The sequence below is a fragment of the Flammeovirga yaeyamensis genome (genome assembly GCF_018736045.1).
Classification (GTDB): Bacteria; Bacteroidota; Bacteroidia; order Cytophagales; family Flammeovirgaceae; genus Flammeovirga; species Flammeovirga yaeyamensis.
In genome coordinates, this window is record NZ_CP076132.1 from 4,199,209 (window position 1) to 4,222,689 (window position 23,481).

19 protein-coding genes are annotated in these 23,481 nt (G+C 33.8%); 13 read left to right on the plus strand and 6 right to left on the minus strand.

Annotation, left to right across the window (positions count from 1 at the left end; genetic code table 11):
- Positions 1–29 precede the first annotated feature (29 nt).
- From KMW28_RS16560 to KMW28_RS16570, 3 genes are all read right to left on the minus strand, one after another.
- On the minus strand, positions 30–881 hold the full coding sequence (locus KMW28_RS16560; RefSeq protein ID WP_169662776.1) for a zinc dependent phospholipase C family protein: 852 nt from the start codon (positions 879–881) through the stop codon (positions 30–32).
- A gap of 63 nt (positions 882–944) precedes the next feature.
- The gene (locus KMW28_RS16565) at positions 945–1,931 is read right to left on the minus strand and encodes an NAD-dependent epimerase/dehydratase family protein (RefSeq protein ID WP_169662777.1); all 987 of its coding nucleotides are present in this window, start codon (positions 1,929–1,931) and stop codon (positions 945–947) included.
- 5 nt (positions 1,932–1,936) lie between these two features.
- On the minus strand, positions 1,937–2,740 hold the full coding sequence (locus KMW28_RS16570; RefSeq protein WP_169662778.1) for an SDR family NAD(P)-dependent oxidoreductase: 804 nt from the start codon (positions 2,738–2,740) through the stop codon (positions 1,937–1,939).
- Positions 2,741–3,249: 509 nt separating this feature from the next.
- Between KMW28_RS16570 and KMW28_RS16575 the strand changes: the two genes are divergently transcribed.
- The 4 genes from KMW28_RS16575 (at position 3,250) to KMW28_RS16590 (ending at position 6,518) form a co-directional block, all read left to right on the plus strand.
- Positions 3,250–3,762, plus strand: coding sequence for an RNA polymerase sigma factor (locus KMW28_RS16575; protein WP_066213495.1), 513 nt, complete (start codon positions 3,250–3,252; stop codon positions 3,760–3,762).
- Between the two features lie 45 nt (positions 3,763–3,807).
- Positions 3,808–5,064 carry a 3-deoxy-D-manno-octulosonic acid transferase gene (locus KMW28_RS16580; RefSeq protein WP_169662779.1) on the plus strand — a complete coding sequence of 419 codons (1,257 nt, stop codon included), beginning with the start codon at positions 3,808–3,810 and terminating at the stop codon, positions 5,062–5,064.
- Positions 5,065–5,135: 71 nt separating this feature from the next.
- Positions 5,136–6,119, plus strand: coding sequence for a ribosome small subunit-dependent GTPase A (gene rsgA, locus KMW28_RS16585; protein WP_066212714.1), 984 nt, complete (start codon positions 5,136–5,138; stop codon positions 6,117–6,119).
- 108 nt (positions 6,120–6,227) lie between these two features.
- A complete protein-coding gene (locus tag KMW28_RS16590) occupies positions 6,228–6,518 on the plus strand; it encodes a KTSC domain-containing protein (protein ID WP_066212708.1) in 291 nt (96 codons plus the stop codon).
- Positions 6,519–6,537: 19 nt separating this feature from the next.
- On the opposite strand, the gene KMW28_RS16595 is transcribed toward KMW28_RS16590, so the two are convergent.
- On the minus strand, positions 6,538–9,630 hold the full coding sequence (locus KMW28_RS16595; RefSeq protein WP_169662780.1) for a SpoIIE family protein phosphatase: 3,093 nt from the start codon (positions 9,628–9,630) through the stop codon (positions 6,538–6,540).
- 549 nt (positions 9,631–10,179) lie between these two features.
- On the opposite strand from KMW28_RS16595, the gene KMW28_RS16600 reads away from it, so the two are divergent.
- Positions 10,180–12,186: a glycyl radical enzyme family protein gene (locus tag KMW28_RS16600; RefSeq protein WP_169662781.1), complete on the plus strand. Its 2,007-nt coding sequence runs from the start codon at positions 10,180–10,182 to the stop codon at positions 12,184–12,186.
- Between the two features lie 73 nt (positions 12,187–12,259).
- Here the strand turns inward: KMW28_RS16600 and KMW28_RS16605 are convergent, their stop codons facing one another.
- On the minus strand, positions 12,260–12,712 hold the full coding sequence (locus KMW28_RS16605) for a VanZ family protein (RefSeq protein WP_169662782.1): 453 nt from the start codon (positions 12,710–12,712) through the stop codon (positions 12,260–12,262).
- Positions 12,713–12,751: 39 nt separating this feature from the next.
- On the opposite strand from KMW28_RS16605, the gene KMW28_RS16610 reads away from it, so the two are divergent.
- The 6 genes from KMW28_RS16610 (at position 12,752) to KMW28_RS16635 (ending at position 17,696) form a co-directional block, all read left to right on the plus strand.
- Positions 12,752–13,390 (plus strand): peptidylprolyl isomerase, encoded by a 639-nt coding sequence (locus KMW28_RS16610; RefSeq protein WP_169662783.1) that lies wholly within the window; start codon positions 12,752–12,754, stop codon positions 13,388–13,390.
- Positions 13,391–13,595: 205 nt separating this feature from the next.
- Positions 13,596–14,198 (plus strand): hypothetical protein, encoded by a 603-nt coding sequence (locus KMW28_RS16615; protein ID WP_066212695.1) that lies wholly within the window; start codon positions 13,596–13,598, stop codon positions 14,196–14,198.
- Positions 14,199–14,200: 2 nt separating this feature from the next.
- Positions 14,201–15,076, plus strand: a complete 876-nt coding sequence (locus KMW28_RS16620; protein ID WP_158297792.1) for a DUF3822 family protein — start codon at positions 14,201–14,203, stop codon at positions 15,074–15,076.
- Positions 15,073–15,534 carry a pantetheine-phosphate adenylyltransferase gene (gene coaD, locus KMW28_RS16625; RefSeq protein ID WP_169662784.1) on the plus strand — a complete coding sequence of 154 codons (462 nt, stop codon included), beginning with the start codon at positions 15,073–15,075 and terminating at the stop codon, positions 15,532–15,534. Before KMW28_RS16620 ends, coaD begins: the two co-directional genes overlap by 4 nt.
- Positions 15,535–15,793: 259 nt before the next feature.
- Positions 15,794–17,182 (plus strand): regulatory iron-sulfur-containing complex subunit RicT, encoded by a 1,389-nt coding sequence (ricT, locus tag KMW28_RS16630; RefSeq protein ID WP_169662785.1) that lies wholly within the window; start codon positions 15,794–15,796, stop codon positions 17,180–17,182.
- A complete protein-coding gene (locus KMW28_RS16635) occupies positions 17,172–17,696 on the plus strand; it encodes a gliding motility lipoprotein GldH (RefSeq protein WP_169662786.1) in 525 nt (174 codons plus the stop codon). Before ricT ends, KMW28_RS16635 begins: the two co-directional genes overlap by 11 nt.
- Positions 17,697–17,751: 55 nt before the next feature.
- On the opposite strand, the gene KMW28_RS16640 is transcribed toward KMW28_RS16635, so the two are convergent.
- Positions 17,752–18,816 (minus strand): hypothetical protein, encoded by a 1,065-nt coding sequence (locus KMW28_RS16640; protein ID WP_066212684.1) that lies wholly within the window; start codon positions 18,814–18,816, stop codon positions 17,752–17,754.
- 251 nt (positions 18,817–19,067) lie between these two features.
- Here KMW28_RS16640 and KMW28_RS16645 point away from each other — a divergent pair, with 251 nt between their 5' ends.
- Both KMW28_RS16645 and KMW28_RS16650 read left to right on the plus strand, forming a co-directional pair.
- Positions 19,068–19,751: a PD-(D/E)XK nuclease-like domain-containing protein gene (locus KMW28_RS16645; protein WP_169662787.1), complete on the plus strand. Its 684-nt coding sequence runs from the start codon at positions 19,068–19,070 to the stop codon at positions 19,749–19,751.
- A gap of 169 nt (positions 19,752–19,920) precedes the next feature.
- Entirely contained in the window at positions 19,921–23,454 is a 3,534-nt protein-coding gene (locus tag KMW28_RS16650; RefSeq protein ID WP_169662788.1) for a S8 family serine peptidase, read from the plus strand.
- Positions 23,455–23,481: the final 27 nt, after the last annotated feature.

The window sequence follows — 23,481 nt, forward strand, 5'->3', positions numbered from 1 at the left end:
CTACTAATTGTCCAATGAAATACTTTAAATCATTCAACTTTATATTTCAAGTCTTTAAGATCGGGTTGTCCTGCATCTACCCAACAGGTAAACCATAAGTTGGCAATTCTTTGTATAGATAACTGCATTCTTGCACTCACCATCTCTCCCACTGCTTCATTGTATTTTTCCGCATACTTTTTTGAGGGTAGCATTTGTAAAGTAGCCCCTCGACGTTTTACCACATACTTCCCTCTATCACCAAAAGTAGCACTTACTTTCTTTTCTTCATTTAAGACTGTTTTTACCAAAGCATGGGATTCTCTCATGGCTTCCCATACCGTCTCCTGAATATTGTCTATATAATGGGCATTTTCTAATTGAATATTATATTGATTATAATAGTTTTCTGGCAATGTGGATTCCCAAAAAGCATGAATTCCCACTTGATTTGTCAGTTGACCATTATAGTTGTGGGTAGTATGAAGGGGTACGTGTAAATCGCCATAATAATGCCCCACCTCTCCTGCATACTTAATTATTAGATAAGCATCCTTTTCTTCAAAAGCTTTCCTCAACAGAAAATAGTACTTTGTAACTACCCAAGGTGTCATACCATTCGCCAATAATGAATCGTTGGAATATTTCAACAAAGCATCATCAAATTTTATGGGTTGTTGTAACAAAGAATCGTAAAACTCAATATCAATATAGTGTTTACTTCCTTCGTTGTCTAATAACCCTTTACGTTGATCAGGCCTTATCCCTCCTTTCTTTAACTCATTAATATGAGATTTAAAGAAAAAGAACATTTCATCAGGTAATAAGAAGGTGGCTTGGAGATTGATTTCTTGATGTGCAAAGAATCCCCAGAAAGAGAATAAGAGAGTAAAAGTTTTCATAAATCGTTAAGTGTTAAAGCTTAACAATATTAATAAGAAAATTTGATTTACTCAGTTATATCATCAAATATGTTGGTTTTCTGAGAACCATTTATTTGCTTTTCGAATCGATTTTGAAGTATCTGTTTGATGCATTCCTAATTCATATCTTGCTTTTTGATTATCAAAATAATTATCCAAACAAAACAAACGTTGGGTCACTCTATCAAACGGAAATGAGGTGGATAAAAACTTATTTGATAATTCGACCACTCGACTCCCAAGGATTAATAAGCTTTTTGGAATAGACACAACAATCTTACTTTGTGGAATTTGATAGCGTACCTTATCAAAGAATTGTTTGAAAGTAAGATTCTCCCCAGAAAGAAGATATACATTCTTAGGTTTTCCTTTTGTAATAGCATTGACCACTGCATGTGCTACATTTTGTACATCAACAAAACTTTTCCCTCCAGGAGGACAGAAAATCACTTTATTTTTTAGAGCGAACAATAACAATTGACCACTAGAATGATTTGCATCTCTTGGACCTATCATAAATGTAGGTGACAATACCATGGTTTCGAAAATTCCATCTTCGTTTTGAGATAAGACATATTCTTGTGCTAAATATTTACTGTAAGCATAACCCGATTTATACAGCCATGGCATAAATGAAGTCGACTCATTCCCTGGTTTTTCTATTGTTCCGTTAGTCATGGTATTGGCCGTACCAATAAACAAAAATCTCTTTACACCAGAAGCTTTCGAAATGTCTATCAAATTCTTTGTTACCTCTACATTGATGGGATAAAACGCATCTAAGGTATTGATATTACTTTGTGTTTTAGCCGCACTATGAATCACAATATCACATCCTTTTATTGCTTCTATAAGATCCTTTTTATTTGATATATCTCCGTAGAACATATCACAATCAAGATCATTTAGACCTTGCAGATTGGCCCCTTTTCTTACCAAAGCCACTACTCGATAGTTAAATGCTAATAGAGATTCTACAATATTAGCACCTAATAAGCCATTGGCTCCTGTTACTAAAACCTTATTCATTTTACTCATGCCATATTAATTTCCTGTAATAGATTTCTTCTCACCATTGGGAGTCTAATTTTATCTGGACACATTCGGATAAGATACCTACATACTCTATTCATTAGCCCCGGGATAATTCTAGCTTTACCTTTATACATTTCTTCTAAACATATTTCGGCTACCTCGGAAGGAGATAAAATGGTGTTCCTAATTAAGATATTGGAATGTTGTTTTATGCGTTGAGCCACAATTTCATTTGTAGGCATCCCTCCAGGGTGGGCAACACTCACCTTTACACAAGAATCTTTTAATTCTTCATTTAACCCAAGTGAAAAAGATTCAACAAAAGCCTTGGAAGCAGGATATACAGTTTTAAATGGCATTGCTCCAAAAGCAGCCACACTCGAAATATTTAAAATATGTGCCTCTCTTTTATTTTTTAAATTAGGCAATAGACCTCTTGTCAATTTTACCAATGCCAATACATTCAGATTAATAATGTTTTGAATGTATTCTTCCGATGCTTCTTCAAATCTACGACTACCTCCAATTCCGGCATTATTAATCAAAACTTCTATTTGGTGTTTCTGATTGATCTTTTCTATCAATTGATCTAATTCAACTTGATTCGTTAAATCAGTCTCATAATAGTAAACGGATACTTTAAATTTAAAACTCAACTCTAATGCTAAGTTTTTGATGTTTTCTTTGGGTAAAGAAATTAGAATAAGATCCTTCCCTTTTTGTGCACAAGTTCGAGCAAACTCTTTTCCCAAACCCTGACTCGCTCCAGTTATTATAATAAAGTTGTTGTCTGATGTTCCCATAAATTGATGTGATTTCTATTTATATCACTGCAAACCTACTTGTTACTCACATCAAAGCATTTTCATTTCTTGGGAAGCGTCATATTTTCTTTTGAGTTGTAGAATGATTCTTTGAGTTGTATTTGAATATATCTTTAAAGAAAAGCTTAAACAAAATGAGTAAAAACTCGAAAATCTATTTTGTTTAAAGAAAATTAAAAAATAATAAACAAAATATTTTCAACTTGTTTCTGTCAGTTTTCCGATTCTATAACGACCAATGACTAGAACTCAGATTTCAACAAAACCTCCAAAACATCATCAAAAAGCAATATTTATAAGAAAATCAATCATTTACAACCTTATTAATAATAGCTTTTTTCAGAACAAAAAGACATTTGCTATAGATTTTTTCTGTTTAACTATAAGTAAAATATATTAAACAAAATTTGCAAAGAGTTTTAATAACCTATATATTTGTTTCAACAACAATGAGAAACATTAAACAAAACACCTTTAACTCTATTATTATGACAGCTATAGAATTCAATCACAAATTGCAGTATTTAATCCCAGCATTGGAGCCATTCGCTTACAAACTGACAAAGGACACTGCGAATGCAAAAGATCTAATTCAGGAGACAATGCTTAAAGCTTTCTCTAATAAGGAGAAGTTTATGGTAGGTACAAACATGAAAGCATGGGTATTTACTATCATGAGAAACACATTCTTAACGAATTACCAAAAAAATGCACGTCAGAAAACGTTTATTGATACTTCTGATAATCTGCATTTTATCAATAGCACTTCTACAAAACAAGAAAATAAAGCTATGGGTCAGTTTGCAATGGATGATATCCAAACGGCTATTGAGAATTTAGATGATACGTACTCTGAACCATTCATGATGTATTTTAGAGGATTTAAATACCATGAAATTTCAGATAGATTAAACATTCCAATTGGTACAGTAAAAAACAGAATCTTTTTAGCTAGAAAAGAATTAAAAGAGGTATTAGCAGTGTACGCTGATAGATATTAATGAATCTTTTTAGTACTACTTAAATAATGCTGTTATTTTTGTAAAATGATACAAGAACAGCTTTATAATATGGGCAATGTTGCCTTCGGTGGTGCTATGAAAATTGCATCTTTTCTTCATCCAAAAGCCAAATTATTTATTGATGGAAGGAAAGGTTTACTATCAAAAATATCTTCCGATTTTAAGAATAACACACGTCCAGTAGCATGGTTTCATTGTGCATCCCTAGGCGAATTTGAGCAAGGGCGTCCTGTTATCGAAGCTTTTAGAACTGTATTTACCGATTATCTAATTGTACTCACATTCTATTCACCTAGTGGATATGAAGTTCAAAAAGAGTATGATCAAGCTGATTTTGTATATTACTTACCAATAGACACCAAATCTAACGCGACAAAATTTGTCGAAACTATTCAACCTAAAATTGCATTCTTTGTCAAATATGAATTTTGGCATAACTACTTGAATGCATTAAAAAAGAATTCATCCAGAATAATATCCTTCTCGACGATTTTTCGTCCTGATCAAGCTTTCTTTAAGAAAGGGGGAGGATTTCAACAAAATATGCTAAAGAAGTTTGACTTCTTTTTTACTCAAGATCAGCGTTCATTTGATCTGTTGAGTCAGATCAATATTAATAGTAAAGAGATAGCTGGCGACACTCGCTTTGATCGTGTTGCCGAAATCTGTGCGTCTCCTAAACAAATACCCTTAGCCCAACAATTTTCGGAAGGAAATCAAGTGGCCGTTGTGGGAAGTAGTTGGCCTCTTGACATCGAAGCACTGAGCAAAAGTGTCAATAGTATTTCTTCTCTAAAATGGATCATCGCTCCTCATGAAATATCCGATAAAAAAATCCAATTTATTATAGATACATTTTCTAGTAGAAAGTGTATTCGTTATTCAAAAGCAACAACTGAAAATATAAATCAGTACGATATTCTAATTATCGATAATATTGGAATGTTGTCATCCTTGTATCAGTTTGCCGATTTTGCCTATGTTGGTGGAGCATTCAAAGAAGGTTTACACAATATTTTAGAGCCTGCTACATTTGGTATTCCTATTGTTATTGGTGCAGAATTCAGTAAATTTATTGAGGCGATAGCGCTAGTAGAAAGGAAAGGAGTGATAAGTATACAATCCTCTGAAGAATGTCTGTCTATTATCAAAAAGTTAGTAGATGATGTTGAGTTTAGAACTACTACCGGCAGAATTACCAAACAATATGTTAATGAGAATTTAGGCAGTACTGAAAAAATTATCAGTTATTGTCAAAAGATTATTTCAGAAAATCAATAATTCAAATTAAGTTTACGAAAAGACATAATCCTTCTGTAAAGAAAAGTTTATAGAGGTGAAATCACATTAGAATGGCAAAAAAAGGGAAGAAAAAAAATAAAGAAAAAGAGGTTAGTGGAGATGTTAAAGTAGGAATCATTACCAAATCTACTGGCTTATGGTATGAAGTTGAGGATAAGGAAACTCGACAATTCTTTAAAGGTCGCCTTAGAGGAAAATTAAAACTCAAAGGTATGAAAGTGACTAACCCTGTTGCTGTTGGTGATTTTGTGAATTACACATTAGAAGATGAAGTTGAAAATACGGTAATCATTCATGATATTATCGATAGAAAGAACATTATTCTAAGACAGTCTACCCGTAAAAAATGGCACGGCCATATTATCGCTGCCAATATTGATCAAGCTATCTTAATTGCCACACTTGCCCTTCCCAAAACCTCTCTTGGTTTTATAGATCGTTTTCTAGTAGCAGCAGAATCTTATGATGTTCCTACCTATATTGTTTTCAATAAAGATGATTTATTGGAGGATGAGGACAGGGAATATTTAGACTACCTAAAATCAATCTATGAACCACTAGGTTACAAATGCTTACGTGTTTCAGCGACCGAAAATCAGAACCTTCAAGAGCTAAATGAAATCATAAAAGATAAAACTTCGCTATTGGTTGGTCATTCTGGTGTAGGAAAATCTACTCTTTTGAATAAATTGGCATCAAAAATGCATCAAAAAACTGATGAGATCTCTTTATTCGCCATGAAAGGTAAACATACTACTACTTTCGCCGAAATGTTCACCCTTGCAGAACAAAATGGTCATTTAATAGATACCCCGGGCATTAAAGAACTTGGTATCATGGGAATAGAAGAAAATGAAATTGGTCATTTTTTCCCTGAAATTCGTGAGGTAATGAATGAATGCAAATACAATAATTGTACTCACGTTCATGAACCACAGTGTGCAGTCAGAGATTTAGTCGACGAAGGAAAAATTGCCACTTCACGCTACTTAAGTTATTTAAGTATGTTAGAAGGTGATGATAATAGAAAATAAAAATTAACTTTGATCGTTATACCCATAGTACAATCTGAAATATTTTTTTCATATCACTTTTTAAGTGAATAGGATTTTCAAATTGACTACAAAAAAAGTTATAAAGACATGAGAGAAGTTCTCGTAGAGAAAATAGTACCTAAAAAATCCTCTTTAATTGAGTTTTTGATCTATAATAAACAAGACAATATTCTTCAAGTTTCATACAAAAGAGGAAAACACTCAGGAAAAGTAATTACTTATAGAGATTTTCCTGCTGATTCTTTTGATATGATTATCACATCTGAATCTCAAGGTAGAACACTACTAAGAGAATTAAAGCGATACAAAAAAGAAAAAGATTCTTTCTTTAAGTTTTTTATTAATCTCTTTACCAAGAATAATAAAATACCTTATTAATCAGCAAACAGTCTATTTTTTAAACATTTAGGCCTACTATTGTAACATCATCAATCTGCTCTGCAGATGCCTTCCACATCGTAAAATAATTTTCTAACCAAACTTTTTGAGTTTCAAAAGATTGGTCTTGAGATATTTCGTGTAAAATTTTTCTAAATTTCGCAATCCCAATACGTTTTTTCTCTCCATTAAATTGGTCATAAAAACCGTTTGAAGTAAGATAAATTGTATTTCCTTTATGTAAATTTATTTTGTGTTCGGTAAAGCCCTTTTGTCGAACATGCTCTGGCTCATTACCTATAGCTCTTCTTGTGCCTTTTACTTCATGAAATTTATTTTCAGAAACATAAAACAATGGTCTTTTTGCACTTGCAAAAGATAATTCACATCCATCATCATACTTTTTAAAACGAAGCACCATCATATCCATACCTACTAAAGTTGGATCTTTTGTTGACTTTTCCCTCAACAGTTCATCCATTTGTTCTAAAATATTAGGTACTGTAATATTTTTATCTACTACAATTTGTTCTAATAGCTGCATCCCAAATAAAGATTGTATCCCCCCTGCTGTGCCATGACCAATACAATCGGAAAGAACGAAATAACATATTTCTTCATCCCTTTCTTTAAAGGTCTTCATCCAATAAAAATCTCCAGATACTTTTTCTTTTGCTTTAAACATCACAAAAGAATCAATAAAATAACTATTTATCTTTTCGTTTGGAGGTAGTACGATAGACTGTAGCGAACGTGCATAATACAGTCTTTGTGTCATTTCTTTTTGTTGATACTTCAGCTTATCGTTTACAGATTTAAATTTATCAATTTGCTTTTTAAGAATCTCCTCTCTATTGGATAATACTTTATTCTGACTTGCCACTTGATTGGTTCTTTCTAAAATAAGTTTCTCCAAAATTTCTTTATCGTATTGCACCTTTTCATCATAAAGTTTAAAAGCTACATAACCCAACCCTAACAGGAATAGTATTATACCTGCTAATCCATATACAGTTTTGTACCATTTCTCTTCAACTACGAAAGAAAAATTAGTGGAATCGCTCCAATCAAACTCTCCTATTTGCTTGGCTTTTATTTGTAATACATATTCACCCGTCTCTAAACCCGAAGCAATTAAACTATTATTCCATCCCAAAGATTTCCATGGACCATCATTATATCTGTACTTAAATTCTACCATTGCACCAGGGTAGCAGAGACTACTAAACTCAAAATCTATATAAGATGAAGAAGATATTTCGGGGTTATCTATATTTATAAAATCGAATGTGGCATTACTAATTTTTGTAAAAATTGGTTTAGGTGTTTTCTTAAGGTTCATATCTCCGCTTGAGATTCCAATACCAGCAGTTGTTCCAGCCCAAACTTCTCCATCATCACTAATTAACATAGAACGGAATCCTAGTGTTTTACTCGGTAATCCCGATAGTTCATCAAAGATTAAGTAGTTTTTCCAATCCTCAATTCTAATCACACCTCTGCTATTGGAAATCCAATACACTTTTTCGTGTCTTTTATCATGCTTTATTGTTTTCACTTCACCTAAATCAAGATTATCGACTTGTTTTAAGTTCAGCTCATCTTCATCAAGAATAGCCAAGCCCAAATTAGTAGCCATGACTATTTGTTTTCGGTCGATAATAAAATCATTGACACTTAGTTTATTTACCTTCTCAAAACCTAATGGGACAGATAGATTAACGAAACGATCTAACCTTTTTCTGTAGCTAAATATATAAGAATGATTATCACTTCCTCCTGCGTATAATGTCCCTTTTTCTACTTTTAAAACGTTTACTTTACTTAATAACCCTTTTTCTCTGCCGTAACTTATAGGAATACTATTATCCTTCAATCGGTAAACACCTCCATGATCTTGGACGTACCAAATCTCTCCTTTCCTTTCTACAAGGTTATATATTGCACCTCCTCCTTCCGACAAATCTAATTTCTTAAGCAATTCGCCATCAACAGAATATACTAGGATATAGCCTATATTAGTTGACATCCAATACTCTTTTCCTCTTTTTAATAGACGAAGAACTATTCCATAATTACTTGGTATTTGCCAACTTTTCTCCACTCCCTCATGAATCACATTTGTAAAATATACGGCGTGTCCATCGGTATAAACCACCTCGTCTCCTTCTTCAATAATATCCTGAACGTATCCGCTGCTTATATCTTTAAAAGGTTTAGTAAAGTATTGCTCCTTTAATAAAGTAATTCCATTATCTGTACTCAACCATATTTCAGAAAGTCCTTCCAAATAGATAGAGTTGATTACTCTAGAGGACACCTCTTTCATTTTCGTGATCTTAAATTCTTTTTCAGAAGTATCGATAACAAAGAACCCATTGTTCCAAGTAGTCACTAACCAAAGGTCTTCGGTAAATGGTACTACCCATGAAGGAGAAAAATTATTAATTAGAATAGTCTGCGACAAAACTTCATCACCCGATTTATTCAACCAAATGGAAAAAAAGCCCGAATCTGTAGAAACATAGATCAAACCATCTTTAAAGAAGGCATGATTCACTCTATCTAATTGACTTAATAAAGAAATTTCTTCAAACTGATCATGTATTTTATTGTATCGATAAAAGTAACCTGCTTCAGAAAAAGCATAAATACCAAGTCTTCTATCCTCTAGAATGGTAAATGATCTTTGAAAATTTGTTGGGATATCTTTTTCGGAGAATTGGTAGCGTTGCTTAATTTTAAATGAAGAATCCAGTAAATTAATGGAGTGATTATCGGCAACCCAAATGTCATTATTCTTAGATTCGAATATTTGCTTTGGGAACCATAACAAAGAATCAGAAGCATAGGCATCCCCTTCAATAAGCAATTCTATTTCGGGATGTGCTGCAGAAGTTTTTACCTTTATCAACCCTAAATCTGTTGTTGCTAAAGTCACACCACTTGATGTAGTAAAAATATTTTTTACGTAAGGACTGGGCAACCCCTTTTTAATTTGAAGGAAGTTTTTACCATCAAATCGAATGATACCCTCATCTGTAGCTGCCCACACAAATCCCAGACTATCTTTTGCAATAGATTTTACCAATGGATTTTGAAGCCCCTTCAATTCGTTGTAAGTGGAAACATTCCATTGAGCAAAAGTCCGATGGGAACAGTAGCATAAGAATATCAGATTTAGATAAAGTATGAATATTTTTTTAGTAAAAATTCTCAAATCAATTAATCTTAGAGTGCTTTGATGTCAATTAACATTTTAATCAATAAAAAATTTAATCAATGAAACCCTCAAATCATAATAAAAAACGAACATTATCAGTTTAATTCTAAATCATATAATTAGGATGAAAAAATTATCTAAAAAGCAATATTGTTTTTAAAGAAATTCAGACCTTACTTTGTAAGAGTGGCGTGTGTAAAGTGCCTATAAAATTTTAATAACCTATCCTTTTGTCGTTAGAACAAACATTAACAAAGCAATCAATTAAAATTTCACTCACTTCACACCTCATTACATTCATTTTCAAATGAATACATTTTTATAAGTTGTTTTTTTCTACTAACTTAAAAGGTATTCAAACTGTAATTAGAAACGAAAAAAGAAGACATACCATACATCTGTTTATCCCACGGTAAACGGTTCAAACTTTTCTAAAAAATGATGACATATAAATTCACCCTCGAAAACAGTTTTCTTGATAAATACAAGAACGTAAAACCTCCATTTGGCTTCAATGGTCTTGGAGAGTTAGTGTACATGCGTACGTACTCTCGTCTTAAAGAAGATGGTACGAACGAAGTATGGTGGGAAACTGTAAAAAGAGTTGTTGAAGGAACTTACACTATTCAAAAAAATCACATCTTAAAGTACCAATTAGGATGGGATGACAATAAAGCACAACTTTCTGCTCAAGAGATGTTCGCCCGCATGTTTAACATGAAATTCTTACCTCCAGGTCGTGGTCTTTGGGCAATGGGTTCTGAACTAACTACAAAGCGTAACCTTTTTGCTGCATTGAACAACTGTTCTTTTGTAAGTACAGAGACAATGGCTGAAGATCCTACTAAACCATTCGAATTTCTTATGGATATGTCGATGCTGGGAGTAGGTGTTGGTTTTGATACAAAGGGTGCTGGTACGGTAACTATTTACCAACCAAACAATGAAGATAAAGTTACCTATGTTATACCTGACTCAAGAGAAGGTTGGGTAAACAGTACAGGAATGTTATTGGATTCATTCTTCCACGCTGGAAGAGTAAATGTAGAATTCGATTATTCTAAGATTCGTGAAGCAGGTCTTCCTATTAAAGGATTCGGTGGTATGTCATCTGGACCTGGACCTTTAATGAAACTTCATGATCAGATCAGAACAATGTTTACGGGTAGACCGGAAGCAGCTACAATTACAGTAACTGATATTGTTGACATCATGAACATGATCGGTTGTTGTGTAGTTGCAGGTAACGTAAGACGTTCTGCAGAGATTGTATTCGGTGATCCTAACGATGACGAATACTTAAAATTAAAAGACTACCGTTGGAATCCTGAGTCTCAACAGATGGAAGGATCTTCAGCACACCGTTCTGAGTACGGATGGTCTTCTAATAACTCAGTATTCTCTACTGTAGGTATGGATTACAGTAAAGTAGCAGGACAAACTGCTGTGAATGGTGAGCCTGGCTACATTTGGTTAGATAACATGAGAAAGTTTGGACGTATGGGTGACGCTCCAGACAATAAAGATAATCGCTCAATGGGTACTAACCCATGTGCTGAGCAAACACTAGAATCTTATGAGTTGTGCTGTTTAGTAGAGACTTTCCCTACAAGAGCAACTTCTAAAGAAGATTACTTAAGAACATTGAAGTTTGCTTACTTATACGCTAAAACAGTAACGCTTACAAATACACACTGGCCTGAAACCAACCGTGTATTATTAAGAAACAGACGTATTGGTACTTCTATGTCAGGTATAGCTCAGTTTGTTGAGAAACACGGTATAGATACATTCAGAGAGTGGTGTGACGAAGGATACAACACTATCCAAAACTGGGATACTATCTATGCTGAGTGGTTGTGTGTTACTCCTTCTGTAAAAACAACTTCGGTAAAACCTTCTGGAACAGTATCATTACTACCAGGTGTTACTCCAGGTATGCACTACCCAGAAAGCAACCACTACATTAGACGTATTCGTTTATCGAAAAAATCTCCTCTAATTGAGAAGTGTATCGCGGCGAATTATCACGTAGAGCCTTCAGTATCTGAATCAGATACTATGGTAGTATCCATTCCAGTTGAAATCCCAGGTGTTAGAACAGTCAATCAAGTGGGAATTTGGGAACAAGTTCACTTGGCTGCTTTCCTTCAACGTTATTGGGCTGACAACCAAGTATCAGTTACTGTAACATTCAAGAAAGACGAGGCCAACCAAATTGAGCCTATCTTGAACTACTTCCAGTATCACTTGAAGTCGATCAGTTTCTTACCAAAATTAGAATTAGGTAATACAGTCTATCCTCAAATGCCTTACGAAGAGATTTCTAAGGACAAGTATGATGAGTTAGCAAAACATATCAAGCCTTTGAACTTCGATGAGATGGGTCAAGGTCAAGATGTAGAGGCAGAGAAATTCTGTGATGGCGACCACTGTCAGCTATAATTTACATCAGAAATAAAAAAGAGTTCGATATTTATATATCGAACTCTTTTTTTATGGGTTTTAAAAAAAATCATTAAATCTGATCAGTTTCCAACTCTTTATTTTTTATATTATAAATAGGTACAATAGGGACTATCTGATGTAAAATACCATAACAATAGACACCCAGAAATCCACCGAGTGCATCAGCAAAAAAGTCTAGTACATCACCTTCCCTTGCATCAAGCATCAAACCTTGTAATATTTCTGTCAATGCTCCCCAAGAACAAACAATAATGAGTACTGTTCTCACTATTTTTCCTTTTTGATTATTAAAAAATCGACCACCACAAAAAGAAAACATCAAACAAGCAGTAAATATTCCAAAAATTCCAAAATGTGCTACTTTATCGAAATGTGGTATTTTAGAGAAAAAACTGTCAGGATCTACAGGCTGTACTGTTAATAACAACTTAATTGTCACTAAAAACCACAAAACTGATGGAAGTAACCACAGTATATCTTTTCCTATTCCGTTCTTGTTCATTATTTTCGTCATAAATTTGATTCATTAAGTCACAAAAGTATGCGATATACCTCATTATATATAACCATATTGTTATCTATCAGTGTATTTTTTAATGCACAGGCTCAAAAAAAGAAAAAATTAAAAGGTAAAGATGAAATAGCGATTGTTTCTACCGATTTTGGAGAGATTGTTTTTTTACTTTCAGATAAAACACCAGAACATAAAGAGAACTTTATCAAACTGGCCAAAGAAGGCTTTTATGATGGGACGATATTTCACAGGGTGCTAAAAGGATTTATGATTCAAGGAGGCGACCCTAATACACGCACCGATGGAGACTCTACAAGAATTGGTATTGGATCTCCTGGCTATACTTTAAATAGTGAATTTACGGATGAACTAAAGTTCGATTATGGTACAATTGGCATGGCTCGCCAAAGTGATGAGATTAACCCAAGTAAATCATCAAGTGGATCACAGTTTTTTATTATTGTATCTAGAGATGGAGCATATCATTTAGATAGTGACTATACCGTCTTTGGTCGAGTGATAAAAGGGATGGAAGTCGCTGAAAAAATCGCCGATTTGGAAATAAATTCAGATGCAATTCCTCTCAAAAGACATGAAATAAATATAAAAGTTGTTAAACTTAAGAAGAAGGATATTGTAAAAACGTACGAATTAGATAATTTTTAGATCGATATGTAGAAAAAATAGGTGATTATCAACATTCAGTAACAAGTTTTAGGGAATCGAAATTATTTTTTATCAGTTTTCTAATTAAATTTGCCTTGTTCAAAATTTGGGATGTTTATTACTGAAATGTTTTTAGTTTCTATATCACATATTTTGTTTTATAAAGTATTTAGTTCGCAGCAAGATTAAAGAAACTCTTAGAGAAATGACAAAAACAACAATACTTACAATTTTAATGATACCTGTAGTATTTTTACTAAGTTATTCATTATATCATAGTGTTTTTGACACCATTCAAGAATCAGAGGAGATCCGCATTTCAGAAAAAAATGTAATCCTTCGTTTGAAATTGATACGTGAAGCTGAAACAGCTTACTTCCAACGTTATAAAGAGTATACTGGATCATGGGATACGCTAGCAATGTTTATCGACAATGATTCAATTTACAACGTTCAGAAAAGAGAGATCATTCAACCTCGTAAGAAAAATGACCCTCTTTACTATACTCGTACTGACTCAGTTCGTATCGAATATGATACAATCGACGCAGTACAAGTAAGAGAAAAAATCTTCCCTGGTGAAGACTTTGATGCTACAAGGCTAAAAAGAATTCCAGGTAAGAAAGGAAAAGAATTTACACTTTCTGCAAGTACGGTCAAAAAAGGTAACGCTACTGTAGCGGTTGTCGAAGTTGTTGACAAATACCCTCGTGACCCTCACCGTAAAGAATCTAACCCTTCTCCTACAAAGAGATTACTTAAGTTTGGTTCTTTAACTGAAGCTACTACTGCAGGTAACTGGGAATAACATTGGAAGATCTGCTATTTGAATCAGTCAGATACTCCGTACATTCAGACAGCTTTGATGTTGCTCAACTTGCTAATTACAGCTTGCATTTGAGAATACATCAAAGCTGTTTGACTATAGGGGTATTTGATGCCGAAAACAACGAATGTCTCGTACTGGAATCTTACCACTACGACACAGCACAAAACACTACTGCTCTAATTGTGAATTTGCATAATATTGTGCAAAAACATTCTTTCCTAAATGCGGCATTTTGGAAGAACGTTCACATTATTTCTGCTCTACCTTCTTTTGCATTTGTTCCTGAAGGAATTCATGACGAAGAAAGTAAACAGAATATCTTATCACTCATTTCTAAATTCCATCAGAAAAAAGACAATATTCATGTTCATCCTAAATCTGGAGAAACTGAACTTTGTTTTGCTATCCCTAAAGAATTAGAAGAGTGGCTTTCGGATATGTATAGTAACTCTCAAGTTAGTTACAACCACACTACTGAAAGTTTTATTGTCGAAGCAAATGCATTATTTGGTAATGTATTGCACTGTTACATCGACGTGGACACGATTTTGATCACAAAATCGGATGATGAAAAAGTCCGTTTTGCGAACACTTTTAAATATAAAACTCCTCAAGACCTTTTGTATTTTGTTCTTTTTGTTTTAGAAGAATTAAATATTGACCAACAAGAAGCAGAAGTGGTTATTTGGGGTGAAGTCGATTTCCACGGAGAAAGTATTAAAACACTTAAAAAGTTTATAAACAAAGTATCTGCTGGCACACGACCAACAGATGTTCGTTTCGCTTACCAATTTGATCAAGAACCACAAGAACAAACGGCTATTGATATAATTGGAAATATGAAATTAAATAAATGAAAAGAATAGCTTTTTTCCCTGGCACTTTTGATCCGTTTACAAGAGGTCATGAAGACATTGCTCTTCGTGGTGCAGAACTTTTTGACGAAATCATTATTGGAATAGGTCACAATACTAAGAAAAAGAGATTTTTTCCTGCTGAGGCCATGAAAATCCTTATCGAAGAACACTTTAAGGATAACCCTCAAATAAAAGTGATCTTGTATCAAGATTTAACGGCAAAAGTAGCTAAAGAATTAGGCGCTACTGTACTTCTTAGAGGACTAAGAAATACAACAGATTTTGAATATGAAAACAGTATTGCTCAAGCCAATAGACACATTAACGGATTAGATACTGTTTTCATATACACTTCTCCAGAATTCTCTCACCTAAGTTCTTCTATAATCAGAGAGTTACATAAATTCGGACATACCGTAGATGAGTTTGTTCCATTTTCTTTAGAAGTACCCAAATAATCTTTATCACCTAGAGAATAATATCATTAGATTTAAAAAGTTTAAGAGCAGACTAATCAACTTAAATTTTTTAATGCTAAATTGCACCTAATCCTTAATAATAGAATTATTACTAAGGTTTTAAGAACGATTATTTAAATTAAATAATCTAATTTTTAGATAAACATTTTTATCTCTGATCCCTCGCTTAATTAAAATAGCTTTGGATCAACGGCCAGTTTGCCGACCCTATCTATCAGATAGCTTAAATATATATATTATGGGATGTCAATCGTGTTCGACGATGGCATGTGGTGTACCTACAGGTTGCGGAAGTAACGGCGATTGCCAATCAGGCGGTTGCAGTAAATTAAATGCTTTCGATTGGCTTGGAGATATGGATCTGCCATCCTCACAACGCTTCAATATAATTGAAATAAAATTTAAAGGTGGACGCAAAGGGTATTTTAGAAATACCAACCACCTGGAAACTTATATCGGTGATCCTCTTGTAGTTGATACAGGAAATGGACATCATATAGGTCATGTTAGCCTTCAAGGCGACTTAGTACGTCTTCAAATGTTGAAAAAGAACGTTGAAGACGACGAAAGTATTCTTTCTATTCTACGTCATGCTACTCCTAAAGATTTAGAGAAGTTAGCTATGGTGAAGAATAGAGAAATTCCTACACTTTACAAGACCAGAGAAATCATTCAAGATCTTAAGCTTGATATGAAACTTTCTGATGTTGATTTCCAAGCAGACAATTCTAAAGCTACTTTCTATTACTCAGCAGACGATAGAGTCGATTTCCGTCAGCTGATTAAAGTATTGGCAAGTGAGTTTAAGATCCGTGTAGAAATGAGACAAATCTCTTTAAGACAAGAGGCAAGCCGCTTAGGTGGTATTGGATCTTGTGGTAGAGAATTATGTTGTTCTACATGGTTAACGGAATTTAAAAGTGTTTCTACTTCTGCTGCACGTTATCAAAACCTTTCTTTAAATCCTTCGAAACTTTCTGGACAGTGCGGGCGACTAAAATGTTGTTTAAACTATGAGTTGGAAACGTATATTGATGCTTTGGTAGATATTCCAATGATCGATAAAAATTTACGTACTCAGAAAGGAGAAGCTCACCTTCAAAAGGTAGATATTTTCAGAAAGCGTATGTGGTTTAGTTTCCAAGGTGAAACTACTTGGCATGTCATTTCTACAGAAAGAGTAGAAGAAATTTCTAGAATGAATGCTAAAGGTAAATTCCCCGAAACATTAGAGGAAGATATCGAAGAAAAAGCACCTGCATTCCAAGAACAAAAGCTAAGTAGTATTCTTGATAAGCAGCCACTTCCTCAAAAGAAGAAGAAGAAAAAAGCTGATAATAGAGCGAAAGGTGGACAGAACCAACAAGGAAATACTGGCCAAAACCAAAATCGCAAAAAGAATCAACCTTCTAACAGAAAGCAGAATCAAAAAGGAGGACAAGGAACACCACAACAGAAGAATGCTCCTAAAAAGGGCAATTCTCCACAAAAAGGTGCTCCTAAGAAGAATGCCCCTCAAGGAAATTCTAACCCTGCTCAGAAAAAGAAAGATGGACCAAAACGTCCTTTTAAACCTAATTTCAAAGGGAACAAAAGACGTAAAAGACCAAACAATAATGATGAATAAAATCTATCCATTTTTTATCAAGTTAAGCTGTCTATTGGTCGCTCTATCATTCTACAGCTGTGATAGTACAAGAGTAGATGAAAAATACATTGATTTTACAGAAGGTATTTGGCCTGTAGATTCATTGGCAAGTTTTGATTTTGATATCGAAAACCCCAATGAAGATTACAACCTTATCACATACATAAGAAACACGAATGATTATCCTTACCAAAACATCTATATCAAATACTCTTTGATATACAATGGAGAGGAAAATAATGATACCATTATCAATAATACATTAAGTGATTTTCAGTTATTCGAAGTAAAATCAGGTAAACCTTTTGGAGAAATGGAAACCTCTTTAGGTAATAGTAGCACTGGTGCGATTTACAATCACCCTTTACTATTAAAGAAAGACATTTCATTCCCAAAAGAAGGAAATTACTCCTTAGAAATCCAACATTATATGCGACAGGATTCTTTGGAAGGAATTATTGGAGTAGGTTATCGAATAGAACATTCGAAATAAAAAAAGAGGTATTGCTATAAACAATACCTCTTTTTTTATCACTTAATTTGAGCTTTTAATAAGGCGATTCAAAATTGAACATATCTTTATACTTTTCTTGCTGTTTTAAGACATGTTCTATTGATTCTGTGACTATTTCACCCATGTTTTCACACTTAGAAAAACGATTGTTTTTATAATGTAAAGTCAGCTCATCTCTAAGTGTTTCTACATTTTTATGAGGTGCTATGATATCTTTCCTCATTGTTTTTAATATATCTTTTGCTCTATGACGGAAACCCATAACACGGGTAGCAATCATAAATCTTTCTTCTGCTTGATATTGTCTTACCGATTCCCATGAAATCTTACCCATACCCAATTGAATCACCGGGTTATTTTGTCTATAGAACTGAGGCATGTAGATATTCCTTCTCCCTTCATAACTTTGCTGATCAAAATCTATTGGGCGAATTCTATAGTTGATTTCATCAAAATCTGGCACCATTAATACTACCCAGTTGGAAGAGTGCATATCTCCCAATAATTGCACAAAACATCTCTCATTAAACTTAATAAACTCTTTCGCCAAACGTGTTTTATTCTGATGCCCATCTTCTAGATAATTATTAATAAACATATCACCTGGAATACCCGGAATATGCTCTTCAATAAGCGTTTGTTCAGTCACTAAGTAACTCACCTTATTGGGCGATAATATATCCTCTAACTCTAAACCATAAATACGTGAAGCATCGGCCACTTTAATATAGAAATAGTCAAAGTTATCGTTTACACGGTTTACAATTCGAATTCTAAAAGGCTTTGTATTACCATATGTACACATATCCACCCTCTCCACAAAAAGGTGTTCCATTACAGTAAGGTTACCATCGGCTCTTAAAGACGCATACAACTCTTTCAGCGTAGAGTAAATATGCTCCATATCGTCTTGCGGATAATACACAGTTACCCATAAAGTATCCTCCCCTTGTGAATCATATAATGGAACTGCAGTATTAAAGCGCAAAAGGTCATTATAATCTATGGATATAGGCGATAATCGATCGTACTGATCTAAAAAATATTCTAATGGTTCAGTGACAGGATAAGGTACTTTTTTCTTACTGATAATGGCCATACGCTACAATTCGGTCTAAGTGATAAGTTTGAGATATTCTGTGTGTTCTATCGAATAGATAATTAAATCTCTGCTTAAAATTACATATTTTTTGTACCCTATTAAAAAGATATTCATCATTTGATGATAAATAAGAGAAAGATCATCAAACCGTAGAAATATTCATTGAACATATCTCAATCAAAGTTGCACCTCCTTTTTAACTATTGCATCTTTGTGTTTTATTGTTCAAATACATTTAATAAAATAAGATGAGTAAAGTTAATTTTGATATTGTTGAAATGGAGGAAACGGATTACAGAAACCACCCTGCCCTTGCCAATACAGATATTCGAAATGCTCAACTTATTTTATTAGGAAAACAACCTCACACTCCCAAAAAAGCGCTAAGAGAAGGAACTTACCTTCATTCAGCAATTTTAGAACCTGAAGAATGGGTAAGAATTCAAAGAAAACTACCCGCAAAACAAGCCAATCGAATCAATAGAATCGCTCAAACAGCTAGAAACTATCCGTTAATGCAAGAAATGCTTTCTCACTCAAATGCTCAGGTAGAAAAGTGTATTTTCTGGAAAGATCCCGTTACAGGTTTAGAGTGTAAAGCTAAACCCGATCTATTTATTGAGGGAGAAGTCGTAATGGACCTAAAAACTACTTCTAGAACTATTAAAGGAGCCTTCGAAAATCAAGTATTAAGAAATGATTTCGATCGTCAGATTTCTTTTTATAATATTCCTATTCAAGCTCCAATAGCTAGAGTAATTGGTGTAAGTAAAATATCTAAAGGAAAATTGTTTCGTTTAGACTGGGAAAGAGAAGATGAATATCTAAAAAATGGACGTCAAAAAGCAGACATTCTTTTAAAAAAATTAGCGGATGATACTGAATTGATCGAAAAAGTTATTCAGCTAAGAAAGTTTAAAAACCAAAAATAGGTTACTTCATCAATCTATAGACTTCTTCTATTTTTAAGAACAACATAAATTATAGTATATTTGTGAAGCTATCAATTGGTTAATGGATTGATAGACGCTACTTTATACATATATTTTTTCAATAACACCCAGTTGTAAAACTGCTTATCACTATCTATACAACCCATTTATGAAATTATTGAGATTTCTACATATCTTTTTATTTTTTATAGGAGTCACATTGTTTCCTACGATTCTATCTGCACAAGATTCTGAAGATAATCTAAATACAGTCCTTTATGTAAAGCTTAAAAGCGATCAAAATGAAGTTTTAGGTCCCTGGTCTCGATCTTATTTATCGGATAAAGATGAGCCCGCCAAAATGCTTAAACCTAAGTTTTACATGCACCTTATTCAAAGAAGAGTAAGAAACCTTTCTACAGAACGTTTTTTCCCAAGACCCTATCCTGATATTTTAGAAATTGAATTACAGCCAGGAAGCAGTGTAGAAAACGCAATAAAAAAATTAAAAGAACATCCACTAGTAGAATATGTAGAAATAGAAGAATATGTAAACGATTTATATACTCCTAATGATACTAGAAGTGGTGAACAGTTTTCTATACCATTACATAATCTCACAGAAGCGTGGGATATTAGTAGAGGTGATGAAAATGTAGTCATTGGTATTCATGACTCCGGTTTTAATACTTCTCATGAGGACCTCATGGGCAATCTTTATGTAAATGAAGCAGAAGCAAATGGTTTTGATGGAGTTGATGATGATAATAATGGCTATATAGATGATATACATGGATGGAACTTTAAAAGAAACTCCAATGATTTATCTGGTACAGCACATGGTATTTATGTATCTGGAAGTGCATCTGCTACTGGCGATAATAATCTAGGTGTTATTGGTAGTGGTTTTAACTGTACGTATTTACCCGTCGTTAGAAGCCGCCTAAGTAGTCTAGTATACACTTGTGAGCAAAACAATGTCAAGATTGTCAATATGTCTTGGGGTAGTAGAGGTAGTAATCAAATTTCTTATCAAGAAGTGATTAATTATTATTCTGAAACACCTGAATATGACATTCTCTTTATTGCTGCTGCAGGTAATGACCCTCATGGTAATGTCCCTTCTGATTATTACCCTGCTTCTTATGAAAATGTTTTATCAGTAACAGGTGTCAATCAAAATAGAGAAAATACAGGTAGAACTAGAGGGTATTTAATCGATGTAGCAGCTGCTGATGGGTCTTTATCAACACATAATTCTGGCTATGCCAATCAATTTGGAACATCTTACGCCTCTCCTACGGTTGCAGGTATTGCAGGATTGATTCGTTCAGAGTTTCCTGATCTAAAGGCTTATCAAGTGGCTGAGTTAATTCGATATACCTCAGATACTACTTTTTACGATGTTGCTGCGAATAATGGTCTAAAATATTTACAAGGTTATGGAGTTGTTGATGCTCATCGAGCTTTAACCGGAAAGGATAATATACACGTAGCTCGAGCAAGTAATATTCGTTACAACAAATTGAACTCTAGTGATATCTTTTTAGCTGCTGGAGACTCCATGGAAATCAACATGGATATTCAAAATATATTCAATGGGAATAGCAACCTCAAAGTAAAACTCACTCCATACGACCCAAATATTACTGCAGTTTCTAATGAAGTTACAATTGGCCAAATATTAGAATCCCAAATAACCAACAACCCTAATCCTTTTGTATTTAAGTTAGGACTCTTAACCAATCTTCATGAAAATCATTATTTCAAAATAGAATTTTATGATGAAGCTAATAACTATTACGATTGGCAAAATATAGAAATCAACCTCACGTTACAGCAATACATCAGTCTCAATAATATCAACGGTTATTTTAGACCTGACGGTACTTTAGGTACTGCTCATGGATTAAACTTTGGTTCTCATCCAATGACTAAATCTACAGGTCTTATGTTAGTAGCTAACAACAAAGTAGTTGATGTCGCTTATACTGATAGTGATAACAATATTCGATCTGCTGATTTTAGAGGAACTAATACCATACAACAAGTAACAACATCGTCTACAGATCCTGTTTATCCTTATTCTGAATATCTATTTCAATATGACGATGGTAATGCGACTGATCCTATTGGATTAAATATCACTCAAAGATTATTTGGCAAATTCGAAACCAACCGTGATAGAGCCATTTTTACCGAGTATCAAATTACCAATAATGGTACTGGGGATTTAGACTCTTTAGCAATCGGGCTATTTACAGACTGGAATTTTAGTTATCAAGGTAATGATCTACCTTTCCAGGAAGACAGTTCCAGATGTTATTATGATCCGGTAACGCAAACAGTTTACGCCTTTCATTCTAATAATTTCTTGAATGGTGCCATTCGATTATTAAATAGAAATGAGACTGTCCATCTTCAAAATATGGATATTATGCGTCCTATCAACTCTGAAATCGATATTAGTAATGATTATACAGACGCAGAAAAAATAACCACTCTATCCAACGGCATTGGTACCGAAGTACTTGGATACAGTACTATTGGAGGGACAAATATTGCCACCGCTCTAGGAACAGCATTAGCAGATGTGAAACTAAATGAAACTGTACATGTAGGATTTTTATTTGTTGTTGGAGAAAGTATTGATGTAATAAGAACACAATTAGATTCCGCACAAAAAGCATCTGAATATTGGCTAAAAGGACCTTCACCTTCAATTGCTCATCAAGTAGCGAATGAAGGTGAAATGGTGAACATTAGAACGACAACATTCGATTCTTTAGCTTTATACAAATTGGAAGGCAATACTAAAGTGTTAAAAGGTAGAGGCCGACTTTTCCAAGTACTTATTGATAGTATCGATTATTATTATGTACAATCACAGGGACGTTTTGTATATGATGGTGACTTAGTTCAACTAACTGGAGATGCTATCCCTTATCTTTCTGCAACTACTCCAATGAATGTTTGTAGAAATACCAAAGTAATTGTCTCCCCTAATGGTTGTAGTACATTTAATTTCTACGATAACCCACTTATGATCTCGCCGGTATATACAGGTTCATCTCTTATTCTCGAAGATTTAGAAAGAGACACCACTTTCTATGTAACTTGTGCAGTCAATAACAGTATAGATAATTCATTACGTATAGATGTACTTGTTAAAAATAGTATTAATAACTTCCTATTATCAGAGAATTCCTCTTATGTTGGAGGTGCTGTTACTGCCACTTTAGCACAAACAGACGATGCCGTTTCTTGGCAGTGGTATCATAATGGAGAGTTACTAAATGCCAACGATCAAGCAAGTGTAGACATCAACTTTAGTAGACAGGGTACTCATGAAATCCGACTCTCTGCTACCAACGAAGCAGGGTGTACTTATTTTGTTACAAAAGAAATTGAAGTTTTTCTTGACAACCCTAATTCTTCAGTGGTCTCTTTATTGGAGAATAGTATTTTATATCCAAATCCAATTAAAAACGGTTGGGTGAATATTACTGTTCCATCAAGTATTGGTCAAATTACCTTTGATCTACTTCAAGTTGATGGTTCACTTATTCAGGCCCATGTACCTTATGTGATGGATGGAAGTAAATATACTGTTTATCTTCCTCAGCATCTATCTTCAAAAACCTATCTACTCAGAGGGCAAGCAAATGGAGGCAGTTACACCTGGAAGATCTCCATTGATTAAAATAGTGTTATTATTTACAACCTAAAT

Coding starts and splice junctions, on each gene's coding strand:
- KMW28_RS16570 (WP_169662778.1), bottom strand. CDS start 2,740: ATGGGAACATCAGACAACAACTTTATTATAATAACTGGAGCGAGTCAG.
- KMW28_RS16615 (WP_066212695.1), top strand. CDS start 13,596: ATGACAAAAACAACAATACTTACAATTTTAATGATACCTGTAGTATTT.
- KMW28_RS16645 (WP_169662787.1), top strand. CDS start 19,068: ATGAGTAAAGTTAATTTTGATATTGTTGAAATGGAGGAAACGGATTAC.
- KMW28_RS16575 (WP_066213495.1), top strand. CDS start 3,250: ATGACAGCTATAGAATTCAATCACAAATTGCAGTATTTAATCCCAGCA.
- KMW28_RS16565 (WP_169662777.1), bottom strand. CDS start 1,931: ATGAATAAGGTTTTAGTAACAGGAGCCAATGGCTTATTAGGTGCTAAT.
- coaD (WP_169662784.1), top strand. CDS start 15,073: ATGAAAAGAATAGCTTTTTTCCCTGGCACTTTTGATCCGTTTACAAGA.
- KMW28_RS16580 (WP_169662779.1), top strand. CDS start 3,808: ATGATACAAGAACAGCTTTATAATATGGGCAATGTTGCCTTCGGTGGT.
- KMW28_RS16640 (WP_066212684.1), bottom strand. CDS start 18,816: ATGGCCATTATCAGTAAGAAAAAAGTACCTTATCCTGTCACTGAACCA.
- rsgA (WP_066212714.1), top strand. CDS start 5,136: ATGGCAAAAAAAGGGAAGAAAAAAAATAAAGAAAAAGAGGTTAGTGGA.
- KMW28_RS16590 (WP_066212708.1), top strand. CDS start 6,228: ATGAGAGAAGTTCTCGTAGAGAAAATAGTACCTAAAAAATCCTCTTTA.
- KMW28_RS16605 (WP_169662782.1), bottom strand. CDS start 12,712: ATGAACAAGAACGGAATAGGAAAAGATATACTGTGGTTACTTCCATCA.
- KMW28_RS16560 (WP_169662776.1), bottom strand. CDS start 881: ATGAAAACTTTTACTCTCTTATTCTCTTTCTGGGGATTCTTTGCACAT.
- KMW28_RS16610 (WP_169662783.1), top strand. CDS start 12,752: ATGCGATATACCTCATTATATATAACCATATTGTTATCTATCAGTGTA.
- KMW28_RS16650 (WP_169662788.1), top strand. CDS start 19,921: ATGAAATTATTGAGATTTCTACATATCTTTTTATTTTTTATAGGAGTC.
- KMW28_RS16600 (WP_169662781.1), top strand. CDS start 10,180: ATGATGACATATAAATTCACCCTCGAAAACAGTTTTCTTGATAAATAC.
- ricT (WP_169662785.1), top strand. CDS start 15,794: ATGGGATGTCAATCGTGTTCGACGATGGCATGTGGTGTACCTACAGGT.
- KMW28_RS16635 (WP_169662786.1), top strand. CDS start 17,172: ATGATGAATAAAATCTATCCATTTTTTATCAAGTTAAGCTGTCTATTG.